We start from the raw sequence: 25,971 nt of genomic DNA, 5'->3' as shown, positions 1-25,971 counted from the left end.
CCGGATCAGCTCCTGTTTCCGCAGTCGTCGACCAGGTCCCGGAACGCCTGCGCGACCACCTCCGGGTACTCCATCATCGCCACGTGCCCGGCGTCGGGCAGGGTCAGCAATCTCGAATCGCGGAACGCGGTGGCCGCCTTGCGGGCCATCCGGTAGCCGACGAGCTGGTCGCGGCCGCCGTACACGAGCAGCGTCGGCGCGAGCACGCGCTCGGCCTGGCGCCACAGTCCGTGCTGGCCGCCGAGCGTGTACGCGTCGACGACGCCCCGCGCCGAGCGGGCCATCGCGTCCCAGAAGTACGGCAGCCGAAGGCGGCGCTCCATCTCCTCGACGGCCGCCCGGAACGCCTCGGGGCCGACCCGGCCCGGGTCGCCGTAGCAAAGGGCCATGACTCCGCGCGTACGGTCCTCGGCCGTCCAGTCCTTGGACAGCTTCATGAACAGCGAGGCCACTCCCGGCACCGCCAGCAGTCCGGTGGGCCAGGCGGTGCGCTGGGGGCGCAGCTCGGGCAGCGCGGGCGAGATCAGGGTGAGGGTGCGGACCAGGTCCGGGCGGACGGCTGCGACGCGGGTGGCGACGGCGCCGCCCAGCGAGTTCCCGAAGAGGTGGACGGGCCCGCGCCCGGCCGACTCAAGCAGCCGGATCACCGCGCGCGCGTGGCCGGTGACCGAGTAGTTGCCGTCGTCCGGCGGCGGGGAGTCCCCGAAGCCGGGCAGGTCGAGGGCTTCGCCGTCGACCAGGTCACAGAGGTGCGGCAGCAGCGCCGACCAGTTCTGCGAGGACCCGCCGAGCCCGTGCACGAACAGGGCGGGGGCCAGGCCGGGCCGGGTCCCGGGGCGCGACCGGACGGTCAGCGTCAGGCCGGGCAGGCTCACCGAACGCAGCTCCTCGCCCGGCGCCACCCGGACCGCGCCCACCCGAGGTGCCGGGGCGACGGCGGCGGCTAGGGATTCCGGCAGCTCGGTCGAAGACATGCGGGCAATGTTACGAGACGATCACACCGTGGTTCATGTGTTCGCCGTCACAGATCGCATAGCGCTGCGCAGAGCCACCCCCTAGGCTCGTAGCAAGCCCTCTTTAAAGGGAGCAGCCATGCCCGTCGACCCCAGCGACCCTGAGACCTTCCAGGACGTAGACGACGACACCGCCGAGATCCCCGAGGAAACCCCTGAAGCGGATGCCGCCGAGCAGCACACGGACGTACGACAGGAACACGACGAGCCGCTGACCCGCGTCCACCCGGACGCGGCCAACGAGGCGGACAGCGTCGAACAGGCTCGCGTCGTCGCACTCGACGAAGACGACTACCGCTGATTTGTTCGGATAACCGGGCGTATCTCCAGCTACCCAGCCTGTCCGGTCCGTGAAATTCTGCGTGCGCACCGCGCACAGCCGGGTTACCCAAAAGTACGATGGCGGCGCGCGTGCTTCGCGCACGAGATCAACATTTGGGAGGCGGCGTGACAGCCATCGAGCAGACCGAGGCGGCGCGCCCGCGGGGCACGCGCCTGCCGCGCCGGGCCCGCCGCAATCAGCTTCTGGGCGCCGCCCAGGAAGTCTTCGTCGCACAGGGCTACCACTCGGCCGCGATGGACGACATCGCGGAGCGGGCGGGCGTCTCCAAGCCGGTCCTCTACCAGCACTTCCCCGGAAAGCTGGAGCTCTACCTCGCCCTGCTCGACCAGCACTGCGAGGCGCTGCTCCTGGCGGTGCGCACGGCGCTCGCCTCGACCAGCGACAACAAGCTGCGCGTCGCCGCCACCATGGACGCCTACTTCGCGTACGTGGAGGACGAGGGCGGCGCCTTCCGGCTCGTCTTCGAGTCCGACCTCACCAACGAGCCCGCCGTGCGCGAGCGCGTCGAGCGGGTCAGCCTCCAGTGCGCCGAGGCGATCTCGGACGTGATCGCCGAGGACACCGGGCTGTCCAAGGACGAGTCGATGCTGCTCGCCGTCGGCCTCGGCGGGGTCTCCCAGGTGGTCGCCCGCTACTGGCTCTCCAGCGAGTCGGCGATCCCGCGCGAGAAGGCGGTGCAGCTGCTGACCTCGCTGGCCTGGCGCGGCATCGCGGGCTTCCCGCTGCACGGCACGGACGGCCACTGACCGGCCGTCCGACCGGCCGCGACGGGCCGCGGTGTTCGCTCGTAGCGTGCGGCGCTCGCCCGTCCGGGTCCCCTCACCGGGCTAATGTGTGCGGGGTACGGCGCGGCTGACCGCGCACCGCAGACCGTCGGAGGGACATAGCCGTGGAGGTCAAGATCGGCGTGCAGCACGCACCCCGGGAGATCGTTCTGGAGAGCGGGCAGTCCGCCGAAGAGGTCGAGAGCGCGGTAGCCGACGCCCTCGCCGGCAAGGCGCAGCTGCTCAGCCTCCAGGACGACAAGGGCCGCAAGGTCCTCGTGCCGGCCGACCGGATCGCGTACGTGGAGATCGGCGAGCCGGCGGTTCGCCGGGTGGGCTTCGGCCAGCTGTAGCCCGTAGACGCGTGTGGCACAGGAGCGGCCCGGCGGTCATCGACCGCCGGGCCGCTCCTGTGTCTCCGGGGCGCTGTTCGGGGCTGTCTCCGGGGCGCTGTCCGGGCTCCTTCGCGCCGGCTGTGCGCTCCCTGTGCTCCACACGGTGAGGGGAGGATTGCGCTCCGCGAGCGTCGGGTAGGACGGCTGTGACCTGAATTCGCCTGGTCCACACCGCGGGAGGGACGCCCATGTTCCTGGAAGCGCTCGGCTCCGTTTTGCTCGGCCTCGCCCTTGCCTGGACAGCAGCGACCCGCCTGCCACACCGCCTGCCCGACCGCCGAACCGTTTTGGCGGCGGGCCCGCTCGGCGCCCTGTTCGGCGCCTTCCTGACCCACTCGGCGGTCGGCCCGGGCCATACGGTGACGACGATCGTCGGCGCGACGTTCATCGCCGTGGTCGCGCTGTCCCTGCTGCTGCGCCCGTCGGGCCGCCTGCGCCGATCAGCGGCGTAGGCGGCTTCCTTCGTACGGGCAGGCGCCGAGCGGACTGGTGGAAGTCCGCCGTGGTACCGCGTGCCCCAAAGGGGCGCGGGGAACTGCGCGACCAGCCACGCACGGTCCGCAGCCGAAGCATCGCGCACTCCCGGCGAAGCGCTTACGCCGCGAGGCCCAGCGCGGCCATCCGCTTGGTGTGCGCCTTGGTGATCCGGGTGAACATCTCGCCGACGGCGGCCAGGTCGAAGCCGTCCGCCATGCCGCCGACCAGCATCGTGGAGAGCGCGTCGCGCTCCGCGACCACGCGCTGGGCCTGCGACAGGGCCTCGCCCATCAGCCGGCGCGCCCACAGCGCGAGGCGCCCGCCCACGCGCGGGTCGGCCTCGATCGCGGCGCGCACCTTCTCGACGGCGAAGTTGCCGTGGCCGGTGTCGTCGAGGACGGCGAGCACCAGGCCGCGCGTGTCCGAGTCGAGCCGGGCCGCCACCTCGCGGTAGAAGTCACTGGCGATCGAGTCGCCCACGTACGCCTTGACCAGGCCCTCCAGCCAGTCCGACGGCGCGGTCTGATGGTGGAAGTCGTCCAGGGCCTTGGCGAACGGCTCCATGGCGGCGGTCGGCTCCGCGTCGATCTCCGCGAGGCGGTCGCGAAGCCGCTCGAAGTGATGGAACTCGGCCGAGGCCATCTTCGCCAGCTCCGCCTTGTCGGCCAGCGACGGGGCCAGCTTGGCGTCGTCGGCAAGGCGCTCGAAGGCCGCCAGCTCGCCGTACGCGAGCGCGCCGAGCAGGTCCACGACGGCGGCGCGGTACTGGGGTTCGGCGGAGGCCGTCGCCCAGTCCTGGGCGGCGATCCCGGTGGGCTGCGCGGTGGGTTCTTCGGCGTGTCCGGCGGCTTCGGTGCCGGCTGCGGCGGCGTTGTCAGGCGTCTCCATGGTCCGCACAATAGCCCGCTCCCGGCGCGACGGAAGGCCCTGGTCAGGAACCGGGTCCCGGCGCTTCCCGCGGATTCGCCCAACACACATGCGCGAATCCGGGGTACAGTGGTAATGAGCCTGCCGAGGATCATGTATTCGGCGGGCGGCTTGATGAATGAGGATGCCCGGTCGGTCGCCCGGTCGGCTCCGACCCGACAGCCCTCGTGCGACGCGTGACAAGTGCGTGATTGCAGATGAGGGACCCTCAGCGGCATGAGCGCTTGAGCGACGGCAGTGGTCCCGCGCCACCCGGCACAGGTCGATTCCCGACTCCGGCCGGATGAACCCGGCACGGTAAGACCCGCCCCGTTCGCCCCGTGCCGCGTCTCACAGAAGAGGCAGCACCCTGACTACGTTCCGAGAGCTCGGGATCCTTCCCGAGACCGCCGAAGCCCTTGAAGCCGTCGGCATCGTGTCCCCGTTCCCCATCCAGGAGATGACGCTCCCCGTCGCGCTCTCCGGCTCCGACGTCATCGGCCAGGCCAAGACCGGCACCGGCAAGACGCTCGGCTTCGGTCTGCCGATCCTGGAGCGCGTCACCGTCCCCGCGGACGTCGAGGCGGGCCGGGCCAAGCCCGAGCAGCTGACCGACGCCCCGCAGGCGCTCGTCGTCGTCCCCACCCGCGAGCTGTGCACCCAGGTCACCAACGACCTGCTCACCGCCGGCAAGGTCCGTAACGTCCGCGTGCTCGCCATCTACGGCGGCCGGGCCTACGAGCCGCAGGTCGAGGCGCTCAAGAAGGGCGTCGACGTGATCGTCGGCACCCCGGGCCGCCTGCTCGACCTGGCCGGCCAGCGCAAGCTCGACCTCTCCCACGTCCGCGTGCTCGTCCTGGACGAGGCCGACGAGATGCTCGACCTGGGCTTCCTGCCCGACGTCGAGAAGATCATCAACATGCTTCCGCCGAAGCGTCAGACGATGCTGTTCTCGGCGACCATGCCGGGCGCGGTCATCGGCCTGGCCCGCCGCTACATGTCGCAGCCCACGCACATCCGCGCCACCGCGCCGGACGACGAGGGCGCGACCGTCGCCAACATCTCGCAGCACGTCTTCCGCGCCCACTCGATGGACAAGCCGGAGCTCGTCGCGCGCATCCTGCAGGCCGAGGGCCGCGGACTCGCGATGATCTTCTGCCGTACGAAGCGGACGGCCGCCGACATCGCCGAGCAGCTCGCCAAGCGCGGCTTCGCCTCCGGCGCGGTCCACGGCGACCTCGGCCAGGGCGCCCGCGAGCAGGCGCTGCGCGCGTTCCGCAACGGCAAGGTCGACGTGCTGGTCTGCACCGACGTCGCCGCGCGCGGTATCGACGTCGAGGGCGTCACGCACGTCATCAACTACCAGTCGCCGGAGGACGAGAAGACCTTCCTGCACCGCGTCGGCCGCACCGGCCGCGCGGGCAACAAGGGCACCGCCGTCACCCTGGTCGACTGGGACGACATCCCGCGCTGGCAGCTGATCAACAAGGCGCTCGACCTGAAGTTCCACGACCCGGTCGAGACGTACTCCACGTCCGCGCACCTGTTCGAGGAGCTCAACATCCCGGCGGGCACCAAGGGCGTCCTGCCCCGCGCCGAGCGGACCCGTGCGGGTCTGGCGGCCGAGGAGGTCGAGGACCTGGGCGAGACGGGCGGCCGCGGCCGCAAGTCCGCCGCCGCGGCCCCGGTCGCGACGGAGGAGCGTCCGGCCCGGACGCGCACGCCGCGCCAGCGCCGTCGTACGCGCGGCGGGTCCTCGGTCGAGGAGACCGAGCCGCAGTCCGTGACGCCGGAGCCGGCCGTAGAGGCGCCCGCCGAGACGGAGTCCGCCGAGCCGCGCACACCGCGCCGTCGCCGCCGCACCCGCGCCGTCGCCCCGGCCGAGGCCGTGGTGGCCGCCGCCGAGGCAGTGGTCGAGCGGGCCGCGGCCGAGAAGGCCGTCGCCGAGCAGCCGGTGGCCGAGGTGGTCGTCGAGGCCGAGCCGAAGCCGCGTCGTACCCGTACGCGCAAGACGGCCGAGGCCGTCGCGGTCGCCGAGGCGCCCGTCGTCCCGGCGCCCGCCGCCGAGCCGGAGGCCCCCGCGGCCCCGCGCCGCCGCACCCGCAAGGTGGCCGAGCCGGTCGCCGAGGCCGTCGTGGAAGCCCCCGTGGCCGCCCCGCGCCGCCGTACGCGCAAGGTGGCCGAGCCGGTCGCCGAGGCCGTCGTCGAGGCGCCCCCGGCGCCGCGTCGCCGCGTCCGCAAGGTCGTCGAGCCGGTCGCCGAGGTCGGGTTCCTGACCCCGGAGTCGGCCGCGCTGGAGATCGCCGCGGCGAAGGCCGCCGAGGCCGCCGCCAAGCCGGTCCGTACCCGCAAGAAGGCCGTGGCCGTGGCGGTCGAGGCCGACGCGCCCGTCGAGCCCAAGCCGCGCCGCACGCGCGCGAAGAAGACGGCGGAGGCCGCCCCCGAGGCGACGCCCGAGGCCGAGGCCGAGGCCAAGCCGCGCCGCACGCGGACGCGCAAGGCCGCGACGCCGGAGGCGTAAGCACCACAGCGAGCCACGTTCGGCCCGGCACCCCTTCACGGGGGTGCCGGGCCGGGCGCGTTTCGAGCCCTGCACCGGGTACGAGAGCCGCAGGTCAGGGGTCGAATTGAGGGCGGCCGAGAGCCCCGATTACGCTCGGCGTATGAGCACACCCCGCTCCCTCGCCCTGCCCACCGGCACGCGCGCGTACGCGCTCGTCACGCCGCGCGGCCCCTTCGCCGTGCTGGACGCGCGCCCCACGGCGGCGCAGGTCGGGACCGCGCTGCTCGTGCCGGGGTACACGGGGAGCAAGGAGGACTTCCTCGCCCTCCTGGAGCCGCTGACCCGGGCCGGCTACCGCGCGGTCGCGGTCGACGGACGCGGCCAGCACGAGAGCCCCGGACCGCGCCGCACCCGCGGGTACACCCCGCGCACCCTCGCCGAGGACGTGCTCGCCCAGACGGCGGCCCTCGGCGACGGGCCCGTGCACCTGGTCGGCCACTCCTTCGGCGGCCTGGTCGCCCGCTCCGCCGCCCGCCTCGCCCCGGACTCCTTCCGGTCGTTGACGCTGCTCGCGTCGGGGCCGGGCCATGTCGGCCCGGAGCAGCGGGCCAAGATCCGGCTGCTGCGGGCCGCCCTGCCGGTACTGCCGCCGGCGGCGGTGTGGGCGGTGACGCGCTGGCTGGACAGCCGCGACCCGGCGCACGTCCCCGACGAGCCCGACATCGCCGCGTTCCTGCAGCAGCGCTGGTACAACACCCGCCCGGCCCAACTCATCGCCACCGGGCGCCAGTTGAGAACCGAACCGGACCGCACCAAGGGCCTGGCCGCGCTCCCCCTGCCGCTGCATGTGGCGTACGGCGACGAGGAGTCCGTGTGGACGGTCACCGAACTGGCTGCCCTGGCCCACGACACGGGCGCCCGCCACACAGTCATCCGGGGCGCGGGCCACTCCCCCAACGTGTCGCACCCGGAACAACTGGCAACGGCGTTGACGGAGTTCTGGCTGGAGGCCGCAACGTCCAGGACGCCTGCTCAGGACGTCCGGGGCGCCCACTAGGGGCGCGGGGAACTGCGCGACTAGCCCCCACCCACCCGCACCCGACCGAACAAGCACGCCCACCGAGACAGCAGGTCAGGGTCAGTACTGCGACTGCAAGTGCTGCCAAAACCCGTCCCGCAGCGCCCGCCGCAAATCCGCATGCCCCCGCAGGGACCGCTGAAGCAACCGCTCGGCCTCGACAAGCAGGTCCTGGTCGACCGGGCCGGGCAGGAACGGATGCCCGGGCAGCAGCTGGGCCAGGGCGGCCCGGCCCCGCTCCGACAGCCACGTCGCCGCGATCTGCGCCCCCACGAACCGCACATCGTCCCGCGTCGGCGCGGGCCCGCTCTCCTCGTACATCGTCACCGGCCGCCGCGTGACGTACGGCTTGCAGAAGTCCAGGTCGAACGTGCGCTGGCTGTCGACCTCCCACAGCAGCGGCTCCGCCTGGTTGCGCCCCTCGGCGGCCTCGATGCCCCAGAGGTGGACCCGGGCGCCGTACCCCTGCGCCGCCTCGACCGCCGAGACCAGGTCCTCGTCGCCGCCGATGAGCGCCGCGTCGCTGATGGCGCGGTGCCGGGCCAGGGACTCCAGGTCGGAGCGGATCAGCGAGTCGACGCCCTTCTGCTGGTTGTTGGCGTTGAGGTTGCCCAGGCGCACCTTCACGTCCGGCAGCTCGGCGATGGACTGCTGCTCGGCGGTGTGGATGCGGCGGCGGGCGCCGTCGTACCAGTACACGCGGAGCAGCCGGCTGTCCGCGAAGATCGTGCGCGCCTTGTCGATGAACGCCTCGATCAGCCCCTCGGCGTCGAGGTCGAAGGCCCGCCGGTCCTCGGTCCCGGTGACCAGGAGGCCCGCGGCCGCGTACACGTACCCCGCGTCCACGAAGATCGCGTGGGTCGACGGGGTCTTCGCCACTTCGGCGAGCATCCGCCGCAGCAGCTGGTTGGTGCGCTCCAGCTGGGCGGTGATGTCGGGGCCGACGGGGGACGCGGCGGGCCCGCCCGGGGTGCTCGGGCCGTCGGGGTTACCGCTGGTGGTGTCGCCTGCTTCGCTCATATGCCACCCATTGTCCGTGGCGTGACCGACCCCACACAACCGGTCGCCCTACCGTCCAGTACTTAGACGATGAAAAAATTTCCTTAGCGTAGGGAATGTTTGCCAAGGGCAACCCGTTGAACCCATTGAACCGTGGGAGCAGGCTGCACAGGCGCAGCCCCCCGCACCAGTAGTTCTCCTTCAGGAGGATCAGACGAAGGGAGAAGCCATGCGCTTCGAAATCATGCGCCTCAACGACGTCGACGGCTCCGCCGTGGACAGCACCGTCGTGGACGCCGCCTCCGTCAACCGGATCGTGCAGCAGGCCGCCGCAATCGGCCAGCGCATCTACATCCGCCCGGCCGACAGCTCGGCTTCGTAACGCGTAAGGATCTTCTACGCGGCGAAAGCCGAAGCGCCCCCCGTACACCGACGATGCCGTCGATGCGCAGGGGGCGCTTTTTCGCGTACGGACGCCTCGCGTCGGTGCGTCAGTAGCCCGGTGCGTCAGGTTCCGTGGATCACCTGGGTCACGCCGTTGATGATCTGCTGCACCGCGAGCGCGGAGAGCATCATGCCCGCGAGCCGGGTCACCAGGACGACGCCGCCGTCCTTGATCACCCGGATGATCAGCAGCGAGTACCGCATGACCAGCCACAGCACGATGTGCATCGCCAGGATCGCCGTCCAGACCGCGACCTGCCCGCCGAACGTGTCGTGGTTCTGGACCGCCAGGATCACCTGGACGATCGCGCCGGGCCCGGCGAGCAGCGGCATGCCCAGCGGTACGAGCGCGACGTTGACGTCCTTGGTCTGCTTCGGCTCGTCCGTCTTGCCGGTGAGCAGGTCGAGCGCGATGAGCAGCAGCAGAAGGCCACCCGCGATCATCAGCGCGGGGACGTCGATGTGCAGATACGCCAGGATCTGGTGGCCCACCAGACCGAAGACGGTGATCACGCCGAGGGCCACGGCCGCGGCCTGCCACGCCATCTTGCGCTGCACCTTGGCGGGGCGGCCGGAGGTGAGCGCGAGGAAGATCGGCGTGATCCCGGGGGGATCCATGATGACAAAAAGGGTGAGGAAGAGGGAGCCGAAGACGGCAGCGTCGAACACGGTGGTGCCTTGCAGGAGAGGGGGTGTACGGAAAGGGGGACCCCGCTCGGGCGGAGTCCTCGGGGAAAGCGAAGAAGGGGCCGGGGCGCGGCCCCGCCAGGTCAGCGGCCGGTTCCGCCCGCGCCCGGGACGGGGAAAGCGCCCGTCGCGCGGCGCGTGATCTCGCCGTAGATCTCGGGGTCGGTGGTGCACTCCCCGAGCCGTACGGCCTTGCGGCTGCCGTGGTAGTCGCTGGAGCCCGTGGTCAGCAGACCGAGCTCCGCGGCGAGCGAACGCAGCCGCGCGCGCGTGGGCGCGTCGTGGTCCGTGTGGTCGACCTCGATACCGTCGAGGCCGGCCGACGCGAGCTCGGCTATGACCGTCTCGGGCACGACCCGGCCGCGCTTGAGCGCCAGCGGGTGCGCGAAGACGGTGACCCCGCCGGCCGCCTTGACCAGGCGGATCGCGTCGAACGGGTCGAGCTCGTGCTTGCCGACGTACGCCCGGCCGCCGTCCGCCAGCCAGTCCGGCACGAAGGCGTCGGAGACGGAGCCGACGACGCCCAGCTCGACCATGGCCTCGGCGACGTGCGGGCGGCCGACCGAGCCGTCGCCCGCGATCCGGGCGACCTGCTCCCAGGTCACGGGGACGCCGAGCTCCTGGAGCTTGTCCACCATGCCCCGGGCGCGCGGCACCCGGTCGTCGCGGACGAGCTCGCGCTCGCGCGCCAGCTCCGGCTCCTCGGGGTCGAAGAGGTACGCCAGCATGTGCAGCCCGATGCCGTCGACGCGGCAGGACAGCTCGGCACCGGTCACCAGGGTCAGACCGGCGGGCAGCGCCGCGGTCGCCTCCGCGTAGCCACGGGTGGTGTCGTGGTCGGTGAGCGCGATGACGTCGAGACCGGCGGCAGCCGCGTTGCGGACCAGCTCGGCCGGGGTGTCCGTACCGTCCGACGCCGTGGAGTGGGTGTGCAGATCGATGCGCACGCGTGACTCCAGCGTTCGGGACGGACAGGGGGACACTCAAGGATAACTGCGCGTCACCCCTGCACGGCCCGAAACAGCTGTGGCGACCACCGCACTCCACGCGTACGCGTGGAGCCTGGCAGCGCCCACGCGCGCGTGGCGCGAGCCGCCGTCCACGCCCGCGTCACGACAGGATCCGCGGCGACAGCGCCCCGCACGGCACCAGTTCGACCTCCGCGCCCGCGTCGCGCAGATCGGTGAGGACGAGCTCGTCGTAGAGCAGCAGGCCGGACTGCTCGGGCCAGACGATGGCCCAGAGCCAGAGCCCGCGCGCCTCGCCCGCGAAGACCGCGCGGTCGTCGGGGGTGGCGGTGACGTGCCACAGCGGGGTGGGCCGGCCCGCCGCGAGGACCTTGACCTGCGGGGGCTTGTCGACGCTCATGTACGGGCCGGGGTCGGGGCCGTCGATGCCCGCGTACCGCGCGCCGAGCCCCACGCCCAGTTCCTCCGCGACCAGCAGCAGCTCGCCCATGCCGCCGAGCGGGCCGGGGCCGGAGCAGGCCACGGCGGTCGCCCGCCCGCCGCTGCGGTCGTCGCCCGCGATCGCCACTCCGGTGAACAGCCAGCCGATCGGCAGCGGCCAGGGCATCCACACCGGCACCTGCGTCCGGTGCACCGCGACGCCGAGCGCCTCGACGCTGGGGGGAACCACGGGCTGCAGCGGGTGCACCGTGCCGTGCACGTCGCACTGCCACGAGTCGGCAAAGAGACCGGGCGCCCTGACCCGGCCTCCGCACTTCGGGCAACTGGGTTCGCCCCTCATACCTGCCAACGGTCCTCCCCGTCCCGCGCCGCGTCAAGGACGATCACCCGGTCGGCGTGTGGCAAGCGGTACGGCTGGACTAGTCCAGCCGTACCGAGGTACGCAGCGGATCCCGCAGATCCGTGCCGTTCGCCAGCCAGCGCTCCTCCAGCTCCTGCGCCCCGCGCACCCGCTTCCAGGCGGCCTCGTTGGCCGTCATCGGCAGCAGCGGCAGGAAGCGGACCGGGTCCATCGGGTCGTCGAGCTCCAGGTCCTCGACCAGGCCGCCCGGCTCGGCGACCAGGACCGAGCTGAACGGCGCCCCGGGCCACAGCGGTTCGCCGATGTCCAGCGAGGCGCCGGGAGCCACCACCAGCCCCTCCACCTGCGGCGTGGCGGCGAGCACGGCGAGCGGCCGGAGCAACCTGTCCAGTACGGACAAGGGGGGGCTGTCGGCGAGCCCGGCCCGCACGGACAGCACCAGCTCCGCGCGCGGGCCCTTGACCGGGTCGGCGAGGGCGGCCGTGGGGTCGGCCATCGGCTGGGCGGACATGCCGAGCGTGGCGTAGCGGACGATGTCCCCGTCGGTGAAGCGCAGCACCTCGATGCGGTCCGTGCCGAGGAAGGTCACCGCGGCGCGCGCGTCCGGTTCGCCGAGGGCGGTGCGCAGCCTGGCCTCGACAAGAGCAAGAACATCAACCATGCAGTGAGCATAGAAGCCGTATCGAACGAGCAAAGTACGGACTTGACAGTTACGTCGACTGATAGTCTTAGCCGCTGTTCAGGGCAGCAGGAAGTCCCTCACGGGGGACCGGCCGGAGGAGGTGGGGCTGCGATGGATCGAAGTCGGCCTGGCAGTACCAACCGCTCTTCCGCGCACCTTCGTTGTTCCCTGTGATCGAGACCTCCCTACCCGGCGACCATGCCGGGAAACATCCCGGGAAACTTCAGAGTCTCCTGCATCTCGTGGCATCGCGCACGACGGAAGAGCACATCGCCTCGCCTTGTCCGTTTCAGTAGCGAACGCCGTCGCCGCGCCCGCGGTACCGCCCGCTTTGCGGACGTACGCAGATGTACGCAGTCGCGTCACGTCCTCATTCCGGGCAGTGCCACGCCCGTCGGCGGCCTCTCCGTGAAGGAGTCCTGCCATGTCGATGATCCGTGACCTGCGCGCCGCGGTCCGCCCCTCGCTGCGTCCGTCGCTGCGCAAGAGCGCCGCCCCGTACAGCACGTACGACCCGACCCGCGACCCGTCCGCCAGCAGCGCGGTCGTCGACTGCGCGGTCTACCGCGACGGGGTGCGCACCGAGGCGCAGGCGTGCCTGTCGCCGCGCGAGGCGATGCGGCGGGTGCGGGACGACGGCGGGTTCGCCTGGATCGGTCTGCACGAGCCGACCGAGGCCGAATTCGCGGGCATCGCCGCCGAGTTCGGGCTGCACCCACTGGCCGTCGAGGACGCGGTCCACGCCCATCAGCGGCCCAAGCTGGAGCGGTACGACGACACGCTCTTCACCGTCTTCAAGACGGTCCACTATGTGGAGCACGCCGAACTCACCGCGACCAGCGAGGTCGTGGAGACCGGCGAGGTGATGTGCTTCACCGGGCGGGACTTCGTCATCACCGTCCGGCACGGCGGCCAGGGCTCGTTGCGGGCGCTGCGCAAGCGCCTCCAGGACGACCCCGAGCTGCTGGCCAAGGGTCCGTCGGCGGTGCTGCACGCCATCGCCGACCAGGTCGTCGACGGCTATCTGGCGGTCGTGGACGCTATGCAGGACGACATCGACGAGGTCGAGATCGATGTGTTCTCGCCGCCCACGAAGGGCAGCCCGCGCGGCACGGACGCCGGACGGATCTATCAACTCAAGCGCGAGGTGCTGGAGTTCAAGCGGGCCGTCTCGCCGCTGCTGCGGCCGATGCAGCTGCTCAGCGAGCGCCCGATGCGGCTGGTCGACCCCGACATCCAGAAGTACTTCCGGGACGTCGCCGACCACCTCGCGCGCGTGCAGGAGCACGTGGTCGGCTTCGACGAGCTGCTGAACTCGATCCTCCAGGCCAACCTGGCGCAGGCGTCGTTCGCGCAGAACGAGGACGCTCGCAAGATCACCTCATGGGCGGCGATCATCGCCGTACCGACGATGGTGTGCGGGGTGTACGGCATGAACTTCGACTACATGCCGGAGCTGCACTGGAAGTACGGCTACCCGATCGTGCTCGCCGCCATCGCCGGCAGCTGCCTGGTCATCCACCGCACGCTCAAACGGAACGGCTGGCTCTGACGACGAGCGCGAGTCCGGCGAGGATCACGGCGAGCGCGGGCCACGCGAGCGCGGGCGGCTGCTGACCGAGCCAGAGCGCCGCGATCAGGGCCGCGCCCGGCGTCTCCAGGAGGATCGCCGTGGACGTCACGGACGCCCCGAGCGCGCGCACCACGCGGTTGAGCAGCGAGTGCCCGAGCAGCTGGGCGGCCACCGTGAGCGCGGCCAGCTTGGCCCAGGTGGTCCCGGAGTACGAGGTGAGGTCCGCGCCGCTGAAGAGGCAGGCCGCGAGGAGGCACAGGGCGGCCGTGCTGTAGCAGACGTAGGTGTACGGGACGGTGTCGACGGTGCGCCGCACCTCGGCCCCGAGCAGCACGTATCCGGCGGCCGCGATCCCGCCGCCGAGCGCGAGCGCGTCACCGGCCAACGCGCGCGAGGACGTGGTCAGATCGATGCCGGTGAGCATCACCACGCCCACGCACGCGACCGTCGTCCCGGCCCACACCAGCATGGGCGGCCGGTGGCCGCGGATGCGCAGCGCGATGGTCGTCCAGATCGGCGTGGTCGTGCACAGCGCGGTCGAGGACGCCACGGACGTCATCCGCAGGCTCGGCAGCCACAGCCCGAAGTGCAGCGCGAGCAGCGCGCCGGCCGCGACCGCGAGCCCCACCTCGTGGCGCGTCAGGGCGCGCAGCCGGTCCCGGTACTTGAGCGCCGCCAGCGGGGTGAGCGCACCGACCGCCATGGCGTTGCGCCAGAACGCGATGGCGAGCGCGGGGGCCACCGTGGCGGCGATGAGCGGCGCGGAGAGCGACACGCTCAGGATCGCGACGGCGAGCAGCGCGAAGTCCAGCCGGGGAGCGGCCGGTGCGGCGGTCCCCGCCGGGACGGTGGCGGTGGTGGCGGTGGAGGGCACGACGGCATCGTAAGGGGCTAAACATATTTACGTAACTGTCGGCCCGTGCTGTGGACAACCCTCGTGCGGCGTCCCGGCCGTCCCATAAGGTGACCCCATGACAAGTGCGCTGCTCGACCAGGCCCTCGTCGAGGAGGCCACCAAGAAGTCGGGGCTGATCTGGGTGCGCGGCACCGGGACCGCCGACCGTCCGCTGTGGCACGCCTGGCACGAGGGCGCGGCCTACGTCGTGGGCGGCGGGCCCGGCGAGCAGCCGCTGGAGGGGCTCACCGACGGCGGCACCGCCGAGGTGACCGTCCGCAGCAAGGACAAGGGCGGCCGCCTGGTCGCCTGGACCGCCTCGGTGAGCGAGGTCGCGCCGGGCGGCGAGCTGTGGGACGCGGTGGTCGCCGAGCTCAAGGGCAAGCGGCTGAACGCGCCGGACGGCGAGGCGATGACCGCGCGCTGGGCGCGCGAGTGCAGGCTGCTGCGTCTCGCGCCGCGCGAGACGCGCACACAGATGCCCGACGGCTCGCTGGCGGCCCGCCCGGTCGAGACCCCGGCCACCACCCGCCACCCGGTCCCGGCGGCGCTGCCGAGGCTGCTGCTGAAGCGGAAGCGCAAGGGCAAGCGCGGCTGACGGGCGCGGGCCGACCGGCGCCCCGCCGGGCCGCGCCCCGTCCCGTACTACGCCCCGCCGAGCCCCACTACGCCTTCGGGAGCTGGCGGCCGTAGTCCACCGTGGCGTCCTTCGACGGGGGCGCGAGCGTGAAGTCCTTGTTCCAGTCGGCCAGTTCGAGCACGCCCGCGCCGCCCGCGCGCTCGAAGCGCAGCGGGTACGGGGTGCCCTGGAGGGCGACGTCCAGCGTGCCGCCCTCGCCGTCCTTGCCCGCCTTCACCCGGATCGTGCGGACCTCGCCGACCTTGGAGCGGTCGCCCTTGGACAGCTCGCCCTGGAGCCCGAGCATGCCCTTGAGCAGCGCGCCCTTCTCGGTGAAGCCGCGCAGCTCCTGGTACGAGGGGTCGCCCGAGGGCACCTTGACGTACTTGTCGTCGAGCTTGCCGGCGGCGGCCGCGCTGTCCGAGTCGGAGCGCTTGTCGGCGCTGTGAGCCCAGAACCCGGCACTCGCCTTGAGATAGAGCTCGTCGCCGACCCGCAGCAGCGCGAACGTGCTGTCCTTCGAGGTGACCGTGCCGGTGCCGCCGGTCCCCTTCAACCGCATGTCGATCCGGTACGAGCCGCCCTTGCTCACCAGCGTGCCGCTGAGCCGGACCGCGTCGGCGCCGTCCGCCGCCGTACGGGCCCTGCCCTCGATGTCGGTGGCGGAGAGCTTGCCGACGCCGTTGGTGCCCTCGTCCGGGTCCGAGGCGCACGCCGTGACGGCCGTGGCGAGCCCCGCGCAGAGCGCGACGGGGAGCGCGGCCCGGCGGGCCCGACGTACGGACAGGAAGCGAGTGCTCACCGGCACACAGCCTTTCGTCGAGGCGCGCGGCGTGGGCGCGAAGAGGGGGTCGGCAGACCGCACCCTACCCGGGCCGTCTACCCTGCCCAGCGGAGAGCCGTACGGACGACCCGCAAGGGCGTACCGGATGATCACCGGCTAACCTGAATCAGATATTCAGCGCCATTTCAGGCCGCAACAGGGTCGGATCACGCCACTAGGAGGCGCTCAGCATGGCGGCAGGCGCACCCCGGATCTTTGTCTCGCACCTGGCCGGTGTCGCCGTCTTCGACCCCAACGGCGACCAGGTGGGCCGGGTGCGCGATCTGGTCGCGATGCTCCGGGTCGGCCGCCGCCCGCCCCGGCTGCTCGGCGTCGTGGTCGAGGTGGTCGGGCGCCGGCTCATCTTCCTGCCGATGACCCGGGTCAGCGGCGTCGAGTCGGGCCAGGTCATCACCACCGGCGTGGTCAATCTGCGCCGCTTCGAACAGCGCCCCACCGAACGGCTCGTCCTCGGCGAACTCCTGGACCGCCGGGTCACCCTGGTCGAGACCGGCGAGCAGGCGACGGTCCTGGACGTGGCCATCCAGCAGCTGCCCGCCCGCCGCGACTGGGAGATCGACAAGGTCTTCGTACGCCGGGGCAAGGGCGGCGCGCTGCGGCGCAAGGGCGAGACGCTGACCGTCGAATGGTCGGCCGTCACCGGCTTCTCGCTGGAGGAGCACGGCCAGGGCGCCGAGAACCTGCTGGCCACCTTCGAGCAGCTGCGCCCGGCCGACCTCGCCAATGTGATGCACCACCTCTCCCCCAAACGGCGCGCGGAAGTGGCCGCGGCCCTCGACGACGACCGGCTCGCGGACGTACTCGAAGAGCTGCCGGACGACGACCAGGTGGAGATCCTCGGCAAGCTCAAGGACGAGCGGGCCGCCGACGTCCTGGAGGCGATGGACCCGGACGACGCCGCCGACCTGCTCTCCGAGCTGCCCGAGGAGGACAAGGAGCGGCTGCTCACGCTGATGCAGCCGGACGACGCGGCGGACGTGCGACGGCTGCTCTCGTACGAGGAGCGGACCGCGGGCGGTCTGATGACCACCGAGCCGATCGTGCTGCGGCCGGACGCGACCGTCGCCGACGCCCTCGCGCGCGTGCGCCAGGTGGACCTCTCGCCCGCGCTCGCCGCGCAGGTGTACGTGTGCCGGCCGCCCGACGAGACGCCGACCGGCAAGTACCTGGGCACCGTGCACTTCCAGCGGCTGCTGCGCGATCCGCCGTTCACACTGGTGTCGTCGATCGTGGACAGCGATCTGCCGCCGCTGTCGCCGGACGCCTCGCTGCCCGCCGTGACCAGCTTCCTCGCCGCGTACAACATGGTGGCGGCGCCGGTCGTGGACGAGAGCGGCTCGCTGCTGGGCGCGGTGACCGTCGACGACGTGCTCGACCACCTGCTGCCCGACGACTGGCGCGAGACGGAGTTCCACAGCACGGACGACTCGGAGGGGGGCCCGCATCATGGCTGACCGTACGGAGGAGCGCGAGCGCACGCGCGCGGGAGCGGGCGCCACCGCGGTGGTGCGCGGCCGCGCCCGGCTCGACCAGCCGCGCGCGCCGCGGCCCCGGCTGCTGCCGGAGTACGACCCGGAGGCGTTCGGCCGGTTCTCCGAGCGGATCGCCCGCTTCCTGGGGACCGGGCGGTTCATCGTCTGGATGACCCTGATCATCATCCTGTGGGTGGTCTGGAACATCTTCGCGCCAGCCAATGTGCGCTTCGACGAGTACCCGTTCATCTTCCTGACCCTGGCGCTCTCGCTCCAGGCCTCGTACGCGGCCCCGCTGATCCTGCTCGCGCAGAACCGGCAGGACGACCGCGACCGGGTCAACCTGGAGCAGGACCGCAAGCAGAACGAGCGCTCCATCGCCGACACCGAGTATCTGACCCGGGAGATCGCGGCGCTGCGGATGGGCCTGGGCGAGGTCGCCACGCGGGACTGGATCCGCTCGGAACTCCAGGACCTGATGAAGGAGATGGAGGACCGCCGCGTGGTATTCCCGACGGAGGCCCCGTACGGAAGTGACGAATCAGACCGCCGTTAGGGCTTTCCGGGGGCGGGACCCCGCGCCGTACCATCTCCATATGGTTACGGATGACGCGGTGCGCGAGGCACTGGCGACGGTGAACGACCCAGAGATCCACCGCCCGATCACTGAGCTCGGCATGGTCAAGACGGTCGAGATCGGGGCGGACGGGGCGGTCGCCGTCACGGTGTATCTGACCGTCTCCGGCTGCCCGATGCGCGAGACGATCACGAAGAACGTGACCGAGGCGGTCGAGCGGGTCGAGGGCGTCACGCGCGTCGACGTCACGCTCGACGTGATGAGCGACGAGCAGCGCAAGGAGCTCGCCGCGTCGCTGCGCGGCGGCACGGCCGAGCGCGAGGTGCCCTTCGCCAAGCCCGGCTCGCTGACCCGGGTGTACGCGGTGGCGTCCGGCAAGGGCGGCGTCGGCAAGTCCTCGGTGACGGTGAACCTGGCCGCGGCGATGGCCGCGGACGGGCTGAAGGTCGGTGTCGTCGACGCCGACATCTACGGGCACTCGGTGCCCCGCATGCTGGGCGTGGACGGCCGTCCCACCCAGGTCGAGAACATGATCATGCCGCCGTCGGCGAACGGTGTGAAGGTCATCTCCATCGGCATGTTCACCCCGGGCAACGCCCCGGTGGTCTGGCGCGGCCCGATGCTCCACCGCGCGCTCCAGCAGTTCCTGGCCGACGTCTACTGGGGCGACCTGGACGTGCTCCTGCTCGACCTCCCGCCGGGCACGGGCGACATCGCGATCTCGGTGGCCCAGCTGGTCCCGAACGCGGAGATCCTGGTCGTCACCACCCCGCAGCAGGCGGCCGCCGAGGTCGCCGAGCGGGCCGGTTCGATCGCGGTCCAGACCCACCAGAAGATCGTCGGCGTCGTCGAGAACATGGCGGGCCTGCCCTGCCCGCACTGCGACGAGATGGTCGACGTGTTCGGCACGGGCGGCGGCGAGAAGGTCGCCGAGGGCCTGACCAAGACGACCGGCGCGAACGTGCCGGTGCTCGGCTCCATCCCGATCGACGTCCGCCTGCGCGAGGGCGGCGACGACGGCAAGCCGGTCGTCCTCTCCGACCCCGACTCCCCCGCGGGCGCCGCCCTGCGAGCGATCGCGGGCAAGCTGGGCGGCCGCGCACGCGGCCTGTCGGGGATGTCGCTGGGGATCACGCCGCGCAACAAGTTCTGAGGTTGATACGTGTAAGGGGCGCCCGCCATTGGTGGGCGCCCCTTACACGTGCCCGAGGCACGACTACCCAGGGGCGCGGGGCTGTGACATGTGCGGCTCCGCCGCGATGGGGGTCCCCCCCTGTTCGAGCGGAGCCGAGAACTTGGGGGAGCGACCAGCCCCCACCGGCCCGCAGTCAGAACTCCACGCCTCGCGGAGCATCACGCGTACGTGGTGATGTCCTTCACGACGGCGAAGCCGAGTCCGTACGCGCTCATGCCGCGCCCGTACGCCCCCAGATGCACCCCGTCCCCCGCCGAGCCGGCCAGCACCCAGCCGAATTCGGACTCCCGGTAGTGGAACGGCGTCGCGACGCCGTCGACGGGCAGCGACAGCGTGGTCCAGTCCGGCCCGCCGAGATCGTCCGCCAGCTCCCACGCCGCCTCGGTCTGCTGGTCCAGCCAGTCGCCGCGCAGGACGTGGTCCATCTGTGCGGGCCAGGTGAACGAGAGCAGCCCGGACCCGGCCAGCCACGCCGCGGAGGAGACCGAGGTGGCCTCCAGGACGCCCGTACCGTCGCCGCTGCGGCGCACCGGGTTGGCGGGAACGCTCACGACCACCGCGAACCGCTCGCGCTCGGCGGCGGCCCGGTCGGCCGCGTCGGGCCGTATCGACGGCTCGTCGCCGTGGCCGGTGGACCCGTGCTGGACGCTGCCGTCGGCCGCCGTGGCCACCTGCATCAGCCAGCGCGGCCCCGTGAAGGCCTCGTCCAGGCCGTACCAGGCGAACGGCGCCCGCAGATAGCCGTCGACCGTACGCCGGGCCGCCGGCACCCCTTCTGGTGTGGACGGGGTGTCCTCGGTGGCCCCCTGTGCCGTTACCCGACTCGTCGTCTCCACTGCCCGGCCGCCTCCTCGATCCGTAGGTGTCCGGCGCGGCCCGCCCCCCTCGGGCGACCTGGCTGCCGGACGTATGGAGGATAGCCACCCCGGCCGTGCTCACCGGGAAAGACGGTGCTGACGTGGCTCAGATTGACGCCGCGTACGGAAGCAGTGGGGGCGTGTCAGGTCGCGTCGGCGTCGAACGGGGGGCGCTCGCCCGGCTCCAGCTTCTCGCGCTTCTTGAGGAGGTCGGGCGTCGCGGAGGAGCCGCCCGAAGATCCGTTGGCCGAGCCGTTGGCGGCCGTGGTGGGCGCGCTCTCGCGGCCGTGCACCGCGTCCGCGACCTCTTCCATGTCCTTGCGCAGGTCGAAGCTGTTGCGGATCTCCTTGAGACCCAGGTCGTCGTTGTCCATCAGCTGCTTGCGTACGAACGTCTTCGGGTGCAGGTCCTCGAACTCGAAGTCCTTGAACTCCGGGCCGAGTTCGGCACGGATGTCCGCCTTGGCGGTCTCCGAGAAGCTGCGGATCTTGCGGATGAACCCGGAGACGTCCTGGATCAGCTTGGGCAGCTTGTCCGGGCCGAAGATGAGCACGGCGAGGATCACCAGGGTGACGAGCTCCATGGGCCCTATGTCGTTGAACACCTGCTGCTCCTCGTGGCTCTGCTCCCGGGTCCAGTCATGGACCGCTCCACGGTACCCGCCGAAACTGTCGAAACGGTACCTACCCGGTGACGTTTGGCCGCCGCTTGCCCCGGGGTGACCGAGAGGCGACCCAGGGGGGCAAGCGGAGGCCGGGCCTCAAGACGTCGCCGAGCCGAGCGTGAGGGTCAGGCGCTGCTCCTGGCCGCCGCGCTTGAGGGTCAGCTCCAGACGGTCGCCCGGGCGATGGGCGCGGATCTTGACTATCAGCTCCTCGGCGCTGTGCACCCGCTGGCCGTCGACCTTGGTGATCACGTCCTCGGGCTTGATGCCGGCGGCGGCGCCGGGGCCGTCGGGGGTGACGGACGGCTTGCCGTCGGCGGCCTTCGCGCCGACCCGGGCCCCGTCGCCGGTGTACTTCATGTCGAGGGTCACACCGATGACCGGGTGGGTGGCCTTGCCGGTGTTGATCAGCTCCTCGGCGACCCGCTTGCCCTGGTTGATCGGGATCGCGAAGCCCAGGCCGATGGAGCCGCCCTGGCCGCCGCTGTCGCTGTTGCCGGCGGCGCGGATGGCGCTGTTGATGCCGACGACGTGGGCGCGCGAGTCGAGCAGCGGACCGCCCGAGTTGCCCGGGTTTATCGGGGCGTCGGTCTGGAGCGCGTCCACATAGCTGACGTCGCTGCCGTCGCCCTTCTCGCCGCCCGCCGTGATCGGGCGCTCCTTGGCGCTGATGATGCCCGAGGTGACGGTGTTGGAGAGGTCGAAGGGCGCGCCGATGGCCACCACCGGGTCGCCGACCTGCACGTTCTCGGAGTTGCCGAGCGGCAGCGGCTTCAGCCCGGAGACCCCGGTGACCCGGACCACCGCGAGGTCGTACCCGCTGTCGCGGCCGACCACCTCGGCGCGGGCACTCTCGCCACCGCTGAACGTCACGCTGATGTCGCCGGACGAGCCCGCGGGCTCCACCACGTGGTTGTTGGTGAGGATGTGCCCGGCGGTGTCGAGCACGAAGCCGGTTCCGGTGCCGGACTCGCTGGCCCCGCTGACGTGCAGCGTGACCACGCTCGGCAGGGCGCTGGCGGCGATCCCGGCGACGCTGTCGGGCGCGCGCCCGACGGGCCCCTTGCCCGCCTGCGGCAGATCGACGTGGGTGACGCCGCCGTTGCGCTCGACGTACGCCCCGACCCCGCCGCCGATGCCACCGGCCACCAGCGCGAGGGCGACGGCGCCGAGCACCAGCGCCCCGCGCCGCGACTTCGCCTTCTGCGGCACCCCGGCCGAGCTGAGCGGCTGCCCGCCGCCCGCGCCCCACGGGTCGTACTGCGCCCACTGCGACGAGGGCGACGCCTGCGGTACGCCTACGCCTTCGGGCGCGGGGTACGCGGCGCCCGGCTGCGGCAGGGGTGCCACGGCCTCGGGCGGCGCGGGGTAGGCGGCCTGCGGCGGCACCACGGGCGCGCCGGGCGGCGTCGGCCGCTGCACCGGCGGCGCCGGCGCCCACGGCCCGGGCCCGCCGTAGGGCGGAGTCCCGTACGGATCGGGGGCGTGCAACGGCCGCACCGGCGCGGCGGCTTCCGTGACCTCGGCGGTCCCGGTGACCTCGCCGGCCTCGGCGGCCTCGGTCGAGCCGTCAACGGGCCCGGGAGTCTGCGCTGCCGCGTCGCCGTCGGCGGCCTCGGTCGAGCCGTCAACGGCTGCGGCAGTGCGCGCCGCGGCGTCGACAGGCTCGGCGGATATCTCCGACGGCGGCGCCTGCGGAGCGTCGCCGGGCTCGGCCGCACCCGTCTGCCCCACCGGCGCGGACGGCGCGGGCGGCGCCAGCCGGTACGCCGACTCGTCCTCGACGGGCACGCCCTCGGCCAGCGGGTACGCCTCCGCGTCCGCGTCCGGCGGCGTGGGCTGCGCCCCGGCGGGCGGAGCGAGGTCGTACGTCTCCTCGGCGGCGGAGCCGCCCCCGCGCTGGGTGGGACGGCTCCACCATCTCGCCTTCGACCCGGTGGGCTTCCCGTCGTTCATGTTCTCCCCGCAACTGGCGCGCGTGCCCTCCAGGGCACCCCTCCCGGGAATTCAACCAGGTTTGCGGGCAGCCCGATGCGGTACCGCGCCCCCAACGCCAACGAGGGGCGCGGTACCTCCTCAGCGCTGGGGCACGGCCAGATGCGTGGGCGGCGCGGACGGCGTCGCACCCGGGAGCGTGGGCAGCAGAGAAGCGGGCCGCACCGCCAGGACCGCGACCGCCGGGCGTATCAGCGGCGGCAGCGGCGAACCGCTCAGCAGCGCCGCGCGGAACGCGTTGCCCATCTGCTGCGGCGTGGGCTGCGACGGCACTCCGTTGAGCCCGGCTAGACCCATCGTCGCGGGCGCCGTCGACTCCGGCACCACCGGCCCACTGGCCGCGCCACCGCGTCGCCGCTGCGACTCGGCGGACAGCGGCGTCCCCGAAGCCGGACCGGCCGACGGGCTCTGCGCCCGCAGCGGGGTCACATTGCTGCCGGATCCCTCGCCCCGGGCGGTGGTGTCCGGCCCCGAGTCCGACGGCATCGCGCCGCCGAGGGCGATCGCGGCCAGGGACACCGCGCTCGCGGCGGCGAAGGCGAACCGGCGGCCGCGCCACGGCGAGCCGGAGCGCTCCTCGGAGCGGCCCACGGATGGGGGTACCCCCTGCTCATCCAGAGCTTGGGGGAGGATGCGGAAGCCCCGTCCGGGCAGGTCGGTGCCGAGGACGGCGGCGTGCGCCCCGCCCGGCACGTACGCGAAGCCGCTCATGGGATCGCTCAGCGAGCCCGGGGTGGTGAAGACTCCCTCGGAGAAGCGCCCCCCGCCCAGTGGTCCCCGGCCGTCGCCGTCACCTCCGGGACCGCCGGGCAGCCCCTGGAGCCGCGCGAGCAGCCCTTCGGAGGGCGGCGGCGGTGCGGTCTGCGCGAACACGCTCTTGAGGCGGCGCTGGGCGTCGGCCTCGGCCTTGCACTTGGGACAGGTCGCCAGATGCGACAGGACCCGCTCACGGGCGTCATGGTTGAGCTCGCCGTCGACGAGGGCGGCGAGCCGGTCCCCCAGATGCTGCTCGGCGGGGGTGGGACTGGTGCCGGTCACGCGGTCCCCTCTCCGACCGCCCCCGGGGCGCCGTGCGCCACCCCCGCGAGGGCGCGCTGCTGCTCGGCGCGGGCCTCGGGCGAGCGGTGCTGGAGGGCCTTGCGCAGATGTGAGCGGCCACGGTGGATACGGCTGCGCACGGTCCCGAGCTTCACGCCGAGCGTGGCCGCGATCTCCTCGTACGACAGTCCCTCGATGTCGCAGAGGACCACGGCGGCGCGGAACTCGGGCGCGAGGGTGTCGAGGGCCTGCTGGACGTCGGCGTCGAAGTGCGCGTCGTTGAAGGCCTGCTGGGGGGACGGGTCGCGGCTGGGCAGCCGCTCGGCCGCGTCGTCGCCCAGCGCGTCGAAGCGGATGCGCTGGCGGCGGCGGACCATGTCCAGGAACAGGTTGGTGGTGATCCGGTGCAGCCAGCCCTCGAACGTGCCCGGCGTGTAGGTCGACAGCGAGCGGAAGACGCGGACGAAGACCTCCTGGGTGAGGTCCTCGGCGTCGTGCTGGTTGCCCGTCAGGCGGTAGGCGAGGCGATAGACGCGGCCGCTGTGCGTGCTGACGATCTCCTCCCAGGTGGGAGGGGTCCACGCCGGGGAATCCGCGTCGGCGAAGGTCGCGGTGGCTGCGGAGTCTGCGGGCGTGGAACGGTCAGCAATGTTGGTCACGGATTTCGGCTCACCCGCCGACCTGAGAAAGCGCCGGAGCACTCCTCCCCGATCCACAGGCGCAGCCGCACCTCCCCTGTCGGCTCTGGTGGTGTCCAGTGGAGCCCCTACCATAGCCACCTCGCCCGTTAGCTCCGGATAAGAATCTTTACGCGCATTTGGGACTGGGTTCGTATCCCTTGAACCGCGCTCCTTCCCGGACCGCTCGGGGACCGGGTTTCCGTACTCGTCCATATGCTCCCCCCGCCCTTCTTAACGCCCGGTCCCATCTGCGGGTTCCCGGGTCCAGCGGATACAGTCACCGTTGCGCGCCAACTACGGGGACAGGAGAGGGCCATTACCGCCAACCGGCAGACGAGCTGGGCGTTCGCCGACGCCTTTGTCGCCGAGGACGACGCGCTGCGCTGGGCTCGCGAGCGGGCCCGGGAGGCAGGTCTGCGTTCGGTTTCCCCGGGGACGGGCGCCGCGCTGCGCCTGCTCGCTGCCACCGCCGACGCGAAGGCGGTCGCCGAGATCGGCACCGGAACCGGCGTCTCCGGGATCTATCTGCTCCAGGGCCTGCGCCCGGACGGCGTGCTGACCACCGTCGATCCCGAGGCGGACCGCCAGCAGTTCGCCAAGCAGGCGTTCCGCGCGGCGGGCTTCGCCGGCAACCGGGCGCGTTTCATCCCCGGGCGCGCCCTGGACGTACTGCCCCGGCTCGCGGACGGCGGATACGACCTGGTGTTCTGCGACGGCGACCGGATGGAGTCCCTGGACTACCTCGCTGAATCGTTGCGCCTGCTGCGGCCCGGCGGAATCGTCTGCTTCGAGGGCGTCTTCGCGGACGGCCGCACGGTCGACTCGGGCGTCCAGCCCGCCGAGGTGCTGCGGCTGCGCGATCTGCTGCGGACCGTACGGGAGAGCCAGGAGCTGGTGGAATCGCTGCTGCCGGTCGGGGACGGGCTGCTGTGCGCGGTGAAGCGGGGCTGAGTGCCGCCGCCGCGTGCCGCGGTCCGCGCGCGCGTGGCGCGGCCCTGGACGCCATTGCGCGGGGCGCGTCCGCGTGACGTGCGCCCGGCGGATACGACGTGCGGATACGACGTCCGGATACGACTCCGCCCCGGGCCGGTACCTGCGTACCGAGCCGGGGCGGTGAAGAGTAATCGGGTCGAGCCCGCTGAATCAGCCGACGACCTTCTTGAGCGCGTCACCGAGCGCCTCGGCCTCGTCCGGGGTCAGCTCGACGACAAGCCGACCGCCGCCTTCGAGCGGAACGCGCATGACGATGCCCCGCCCCTCCTTGGTCACCTCGAGCGGGCCGTCGCCCGTCCGCGGCTTCATGGCCGCCATGCTGTTTCCCCTTCCTGAAACCAGCTCATCGCAGCCGGCGGCCCCATGACAGGCACCGTGTTACCGGCATCGAACACATTGCTTCCAGGTCATTATCCCGCATCGCAGGACCCGATGACCAACATCGGTCGGCATCGCTTGCGCAACGCGCTCGATCAAAACCACCCAATTCGGCGATCCGCCTGCGAT

Annotated in this window: 28 protein-coding genes; 13 read left to right on the top strand and 15 right to left on the bottom strand. The window is 72.3% G+C overall.

Going from position 1 to position 25,971, the window contains the following annotated elements:
* Positions 1-5: 5 nt before the first annotated feature.
* On the bottom strand, positions 6-974 hold the full coding sequence (locus tag ACGFRG_RS26400; protein ID WP_393267835.1) for an alpha/beta fold hydrolase: 969 nt from the start codon (positions 972-974) through the stop codon (positions 6-8).
* A gap of 118 nt (positions 975-1,092) precedes the next feature.
* Here ACGFRG_RS26400 and ACGFRG_RS26395 point away from each other — a divergent pair, with 118 nt between their 5' ends.
* The 4 genes from ACGFRG_RS26395 to ACGFRG_RS26380 all read left to right on the top strand — a co-directional run bounded on the left by ACGFRG_RS26395 (position 1,093) and on the right by ACGFRG_RS26380 (position 2,967).
* Positions 1,093-1,314: a hypothetical protein gene (locus tag ACGFRG_RS26395; protein ID WP_361422801.1), complete on the top strand. Its 222-nt coding sequence runs from the start codon at positions 1,093-1,095 to the stop codon at positions 1,312-1,314.
* A 146-nt stretch (positions 1,315-1,460) separates the two neighbouring features.
* Positions 1,461-2,102, top strand: a complete 642-nt coding sequence (locus tag ACGFRG_RS26390) for a TetR/AcrR family transcriptional regulator (RefSeq protein ID WP_361422798.1) — start codon at positions 1,461-1,463, stop codon at positions 2,100-2,102.
* A gap of 143 nt (positions 2,103-2,245) precedes the next feature.
* Positions 2,246-2,473: a DUF3107 domain-containing protein gene (locus tag ACGFRG_RS26385; protein ID WP_188276032.1), complete on the top strand. Its 228-nt coding sequence runs from the start codon at positions 2,246-2,248 to the stop codon at positions 2,471-2,473.
* Between the two features lie 230 nt (positions 2,474-2,703).
* Positions 2,704-2,967: a hypothetical protein gene (locus ACGFRG_RS26380; protein ID WP_361422794.1), complete on the top strand. Its 264-nt coding sequence runs from the start codon at positions 2,704-2,706 to the stop codon at positions 2,965-2,967.
* Between the two features lie 142 nt (positions 2,968-3,109).
* Here the strand turns inward: ACGFRG_RS26380 and ACGFRG_RS26375 are convergent, their stop codons facing one another.
* Complete coding sequence (locus tag ACGFRG_RS26375) at positions 3,110-3,880, bottom strand: ferritin-like fold-containing protein (protein ID WP_361422791.1); 771 nt, start codon at positions 3,878-3,880, stop codon at positions 3,110-3,112.
* A 388-nt stretch (positions 3,881-4,268) separates the two neighbouring features.
* Between ACGFRG_RS26375 and ACGFRG_RS26370 the strand changes: the two genes are divergently transcribed.
* Positions 4,269-6,419, top strand: coding sequence for a DEAD/DEAH box helicase (locus ACGFRG_RS26370; RefSeq protein WP_393267983.1), 2,151 nt, complete (start codon positions 4,269-4,271; stop codon positions 6,417-6,419).
* A 142-nt stretch (positions 6,420-6,561) separates the two neighbouring features.
* Entirely contained in the window at positions 6,562-7,458 is an 897-nt protein-coding gene (locus ACGFRG_RS26365) for an alpha/beta fold hydrolase (RefSeq protein WP_393267830.1), read from the top strand.
* An 81-nt stretch (positions 7,459-7,539) separates the two neighbouring features.
* On the opposite strand, the gene ACGFRG_RS26360 is transcribed toward ACGFRG_RS26365, so the two are convergent.
* Positions 7,540-8,499, bottom strand: a complete 960-nt coding sequence (locus ACGFRG_RS26360; RefSeq protein ID WP_361422785.1) for an NYN domain-containing protein — start codon at positions 8,497-8,499, stop codon at positions 7,540-7,542.
* Positions 8,500-8,707: 208 nt separating this feature from the next.
* Between ACGFRG_RS26360 and ACGFRG_RS26355 the strand changes: the two genes are divergently transcribed.
* The gene (locus ACGFRG_RS26355; protein WP_188276037.1) at positions 8,708-8,860 is read left to right on the top strand and encodes a hypothetical protein; all 153 of its coding nucleotides are present in this window, start codon (positions 8,708-8,710) and stop codon (positions 8,858-8,860) included.
* Between the two features lie 125 nt (positions 8,861-8,985).
* Here ACGFRG_RS26355 and ACGFRG_RS26350 read toward each other — a convergent pair whose 3' ends face one another.
* The 4 genes from ACGFRG_RS26350 to ACGFRG_RS26335 form a co-directional block, all read right to left on the bottom strand.
* A complete protein-coding gene (locus ACGFRG_RS26350; protein ID WP_361422782.1) occupies positions 8,986-9,591 on the bottom strand; it encodes a MarC family protein in 606 nt (201 codons plus the stop codon).
* A gap of 101 nt (positions 9,592-9,692) precedes the next feature.
* Positions 9,693-10,556 (bottom strand): PHP domain-containing protein, encoded by an 864-nt coding sequence (locus tag ACGFRG_RS26345; RefSeq protein WP_393267825.1) that lies wholly within the window; start codon positions 10,554-10,556, stop codon positions 9,693-9,695.
* A 163-nt stretch (positions 10,557-10,719) separates the two neighbouring features.
* Positions 10,720-11,358 carry a DUF6758 family protein gene (locus ACGFRG_RS26340; RefSeq protein WP_361422776.1) on the bottom strand — a complete coding sequence of 213 codons (639 nt, stop codon included), beginning with the start codon at positions 11,356-11,358 and terminating at the stop codon, positions 10,720-10,722.
* A 79-nt stretch (positions 11,359-11,437) separates the two neighbouring features.
* Positions 11,438-12,040 carry a suppressor of fused domain protein gene (locus ACGFRG_RS26335; RefSeq protein ID WP_361422773.1) on the bottom strand — a complete coding sequence of 201 codons (603 nt, stop codon included), beginning with the start codon at positions 12,038-12,040 and terminating at the stop codon, positions 11,438-11,440.
* Positions 12,041-12,485: 445 nt separating this feature from the next.
* Between ACGFRG_RS26335 and ACGFRG_RS26330 the strand changes: the two genes are divergently transcribed.
* On the top strand, positions 12,486-13,613 hold the full coding sequence (locus ACGFRG_RS26330) for a magnesium and cobalt transport protein CorA (protein ID WP_361422769.1): 1,128 nt from the start codon (positions 12,486-12,488) through the stop codon (positions 13,611-13,613).
* Here ACGFRG_RS26330 and ACGFRG_RS26325 read toward each other — a convergent pair.
* On the bottom strand, positions 13,591-14,508 hold the full coding sequence (locus ACGFRG_RS26325) for a DMT family transporter (protein ID WP_393267820.1): 918 nt from the start codon (positions 14,506-14,508) through the stop codon (positions 13,591-13,593). The two genes, ACGFRG_RS26330 and ACGFRG_RS26325, sit on opposite strands and share 23 nt — an antisense overlap.
* 97 nt (positions 14,509-14,605) lie before the next feature.
* Between ACGFRG_RS26325 and ACGFRG_RS26320 the strand changes: the two genes are divergently transcribed.
* A complete protein-coding gene (locus tag ACGFRG_RS26320) occupies positions 14,606-15,127 on the top strand; it encodes a hypothetical protein (RefSeq protein WP_361422763.1) in 522 nt (173 codons plus the stop codon).
* Between the two features lie 67 nt (positions 15,128-15,194).
* Here the strand turns inward: ACGFRG_RS26320 and ACGFRG_RS26315 are convergent, their stop codons facing one another.
* On the bottom strand, positions 15,195-15,950 hold the full coding sequence (locus ACGFRG_RS26315) for a hypothetical protein (RefSeq protein WP_361422760.1): 756 nt from the start codon (positions 15,948-15,950) through the stop codon (positions 15,195-15,197).
* Positions 15,951-16,162: 212 nt separating this feature from the next.
* Between ACGFRG_RS26315 and ACGFRG_RS26310 the strand changes: the two genes are divergently transcribed.
* From ACGFRG_RS26310 to ACGFRG_RS26300, 3 genes are read left to right on the top strand one after another with little or no spacing between them, the layout of a single operon-like run.
* On the top strand, positions 16,163-17,446 hold the full coding sequence (locus tag ACGFRG_RS26310; protein WP_361422757.1) for a magnesium transporter MgtE N-terminal domain-containing protein: 1,284 nt from the start codon (positions 16,163-16,165) through the stop codon (positions 17,444-17,446).
* A complete protein-coding gene (locus ACGFRG_RS26305; protein WP_361422754.1) occupies positions 17,439-18,020 on the top strand; it encodes a DUF1003 domain-containing protein in 582 nt (193 codons plus the stop codon). Before ACGFRG_RS26310 ends, ACGFRG_RS26305 begins: the two co-directional genes overlap by 8 nt.
* Before the next feature lie 40 nt (positions 18,021-18,060).
* On the top strand, positions 18,061-19,194 hold the full coding sequence (locus ACGFRG_RS26300) for an Mrp/NBP35 family ATP-binding protein (protein WP_361422751.1): 1,134 nt from the start codon (positions 18,061-18,063) through the stop codon (positions 19,192-19,194).
* A 200-nt stretch (positions 19,195-19,394) separates the two neighbouring features.
* On the opposite strand, the gene ACGFRG_RS26295 is transcribed toward ACGFRG_RS26300, so the two are convergent.
* From ACGFRG_RS26295 to sigE, 5 genes are all read right to left on the bottom strand, one after another.
* Complete coding sequence (locus ACGFRG_RS26295) at positions 19,395-20,072, bottom strand: hypothetical protein (protein ID WP_361422748.1); 678 nt, start codon at positions 20,070-20,072, stop codon at positions 19,395-19,397.
* A gap of 164 nt (positions 20,073-20,236) precedes the next feature.
* Positions 20,237-20,698, bottom strand: a complete 462-nt coding sequence (locus ACGFRG_RS26290) for a sec-independent translocase (protein WP_361422745.1) — start codon at positions 20,696-20,698, stop codon at positions 20,237-20,239.
* 156 nt (positions 20,699-20,854) lie between these two features.
* A complete protein-coding gene (locus ACGFRG_RS26285; protein WP_393267814.1) occupies positions 20,855-22,714 on the bottom strand; it encodes a trypsin-like peptidase domain-containing protein in 1,860 nt (619 codons plus the stop codon).
* 120 nt (positions 22,715-22,834) lie between these two features.
* Positions 22,835-23,791 (bottom strand): zf-HC2 domain-containing protein, encoded by a 957-nt coding sequence (locus ACGFRG_RS26280; RefSeq protein WP_361422739.1) that lies wholly within the window; start codon positions 23,789-23,791, stop codon positions 22,835-22,837.
* The gene (gene sigE / locus ACGFRG_RS26275; protein WP_361422736.1) at positions 23,788-24,564 is read right to left on the bottom strand and encodes an RNA polymerase sigma factor SigE; all 777 of its coding nucleotides are present in this window, start codon (positions 24,562-24,564) and stop codon (positions 23,788-23,790) included. The genes ACGFRG_RS26280 and sigE overlap by 4 nt, the downstream gene beginning before the upstream one ends.
* 120 nt (positions 24,565-24,684) lie before the next feature.
* Between sigE and ACGFRG_RS26270 the strand changes: the two genes are divergently transcribed.
* On the top strand, positions 24,685-25,422 hold the full coding sequence (locus ACGFRG_RS26270) for an O-methyltransferase (protein ID WP_361422733.1): 738 nt from the start codon (positions 24,685-24,687) through the stop codon (positions 25,420-25,422).
* 192 nt (positions 25,423-25,614) lie between these two features.
* Here ACGFRG_RS26270 and ACGFRG_RS26265 read toward each other — a convergent pair whose 3' ends face one another.
* Positions 25,615-25,782, bottom strand: a complete 168-nt coding sequence (locus ACGFRG_RS26265) for a DUF3117 domain-containing protein (RefSeq protein ID WP_009997451.1) — start codon at positions 25,780-25,782, stop codon at positions 25,615-25,617.
* Between the last annotated feature and the right edge of the window lie 189 nt (positions 25,783-25,971).

This window comes from Streptomyces sp. NPDC048696 (assembly GCF_043198895.1).
Lineage (GTDB): Bacteria > Actinomycetota > Actinomycetes > Streptomycetales > Streptomycetaceae > Streptomyces.
Note: the sequence above shows the minus strand (reverse complement) of the source record. Positions and strands in the feature narration are given on the sequence as shown.

Bases quoted from the DNA above. Each gene is read 5' to 3' on its own strand.
- ACGFRG_RS26320 (WP_361422763.1), top strand. From the start codon at position 14,606: ATGACAAGTGCGCTGCTCGACCAGGCCCTCGTCGAGGAGGCCACCAAG.
- ACGFRG_RS26340 (WP_361422776.1), bottom strand. From the start codon at position 11,358: ATGAGGGGCGAACCCAGTTGCCCGAAGTGCGGAGGCCGGGTCAGGGCG.
- ACGFRG_RS26360 (WP_361422785.1), bottom strand. From the start codon at position 8,499: ATGAGCGAAGCAGGCGACACCACCAGCGGTAACCCCGACGGCCCGAGC.
- ACGFRG_RS26330 (WP_361422769.1), top strand. From the start codon at position 12,486: ATGTCGATGATCCGTGACCTGCGCGCCGCGGTCCGCCCCTCGCTGCGT.
- ACGFRG_RS26395 (WP_361422801.1), top strand. From the start codon at position 1,093: ATGCCCGTCGACCCCAGCGACCCTGAGACCTTCCAGGACGTAGACGAC.
- ACGFRG_RS26380 (WP_361422794.1), top strand. From the start codon at position 2,704: ATGTTCCTGGAAGCGCTCGGCTCCGTTTTGCTCGGCCTCGCCCTTGCC.
- ACGFRG_RS26265 (WP_009997451.1), bottom strand. From the start codon at position 25,782: ATGGCGGCCATGAAGCCGCGGACGGGCGACGGCCCGCTCGAGGTGACC.
- ACGFRG_RS26270 (WP_361422733.1), top strand. From the start codon at position 24,685: ATGCTCCCCCCGCCCTTCTTAACGCCCGGTCCCATCTGCGGGTTCCCG.
- ACGFRG_RS26285 (WP_393267814.1), bottom strand. From the start codon at position 22,714: ATGAACGACGGGAAGCCCACCGGGTCGAAGGCGAGATGGTGGAGCCGT.
- ACGFRG_RS26335 (WP_361422773.1), bottom strand. From the start codon at position 12,040: ATGGTTGATGTTCTTGCTCTTGTCGAGGCCAGGCTGCGCACCGCCCTC.
- sigE (WP_361422736.1), bottom strand. From the start codon at position 24,564: ATGGTAGGGGCTCCACTGGACACCACCAGAGCCGACAGGGGAGGTGCG.
- ACGFRG_RS26310 (WP_361422757.1), top strand. From the start codon at position 16,163: ATGGCGGCAGGCGCACCCCGGATCTTTGTCTCGCACCTGGCCGGTGTC.
- ACGFRG_RS26400 (WP_393267835.1), bottom strand. From the start codon at position 974: ATGTCTTCGACCGAGCTGCCGGAATCCCTAGCCGCCGCCGTCGCCCCG.
- ACGFRG_RS26355 (WP_188276037.1), top strand. From the start codon at position 8,708: ATGCGCTTCGAAATCATGCGCCTCAACGACGTCGACGGCTCCGCCGTG.
- ACGFRG_RS26365 (WP_393267830.1), top strand. From the start codon at position 6,562: ATGAGCACACCCCGCTCCCTCGCCCTGCCCACCGGCACGCGCGCGTAC.
- ACGFRG_RS26305 (WP_361422754.1), top strand. From the start codon at position 17,439: ATGGCTGACCGTACGGAGGAGCGCGAGCGCACGCGCGCGGGAGCGGGC.
- ACGFRG_RS26375 (WP_361422791.1), bottom strand. From the start codon at position 3,880: ATGGAGACGCCTGACAACGCCGCCGCAGCCGGCACCGAAGCCGCCGGA.
- ACGFRG_RS26300 (WP_361422751.1), top strand. From the start codon at position 18,061: ATGGTTACGGATGACGCGGTGCGCGAGGCACTGGCGACGGTGAACGAC.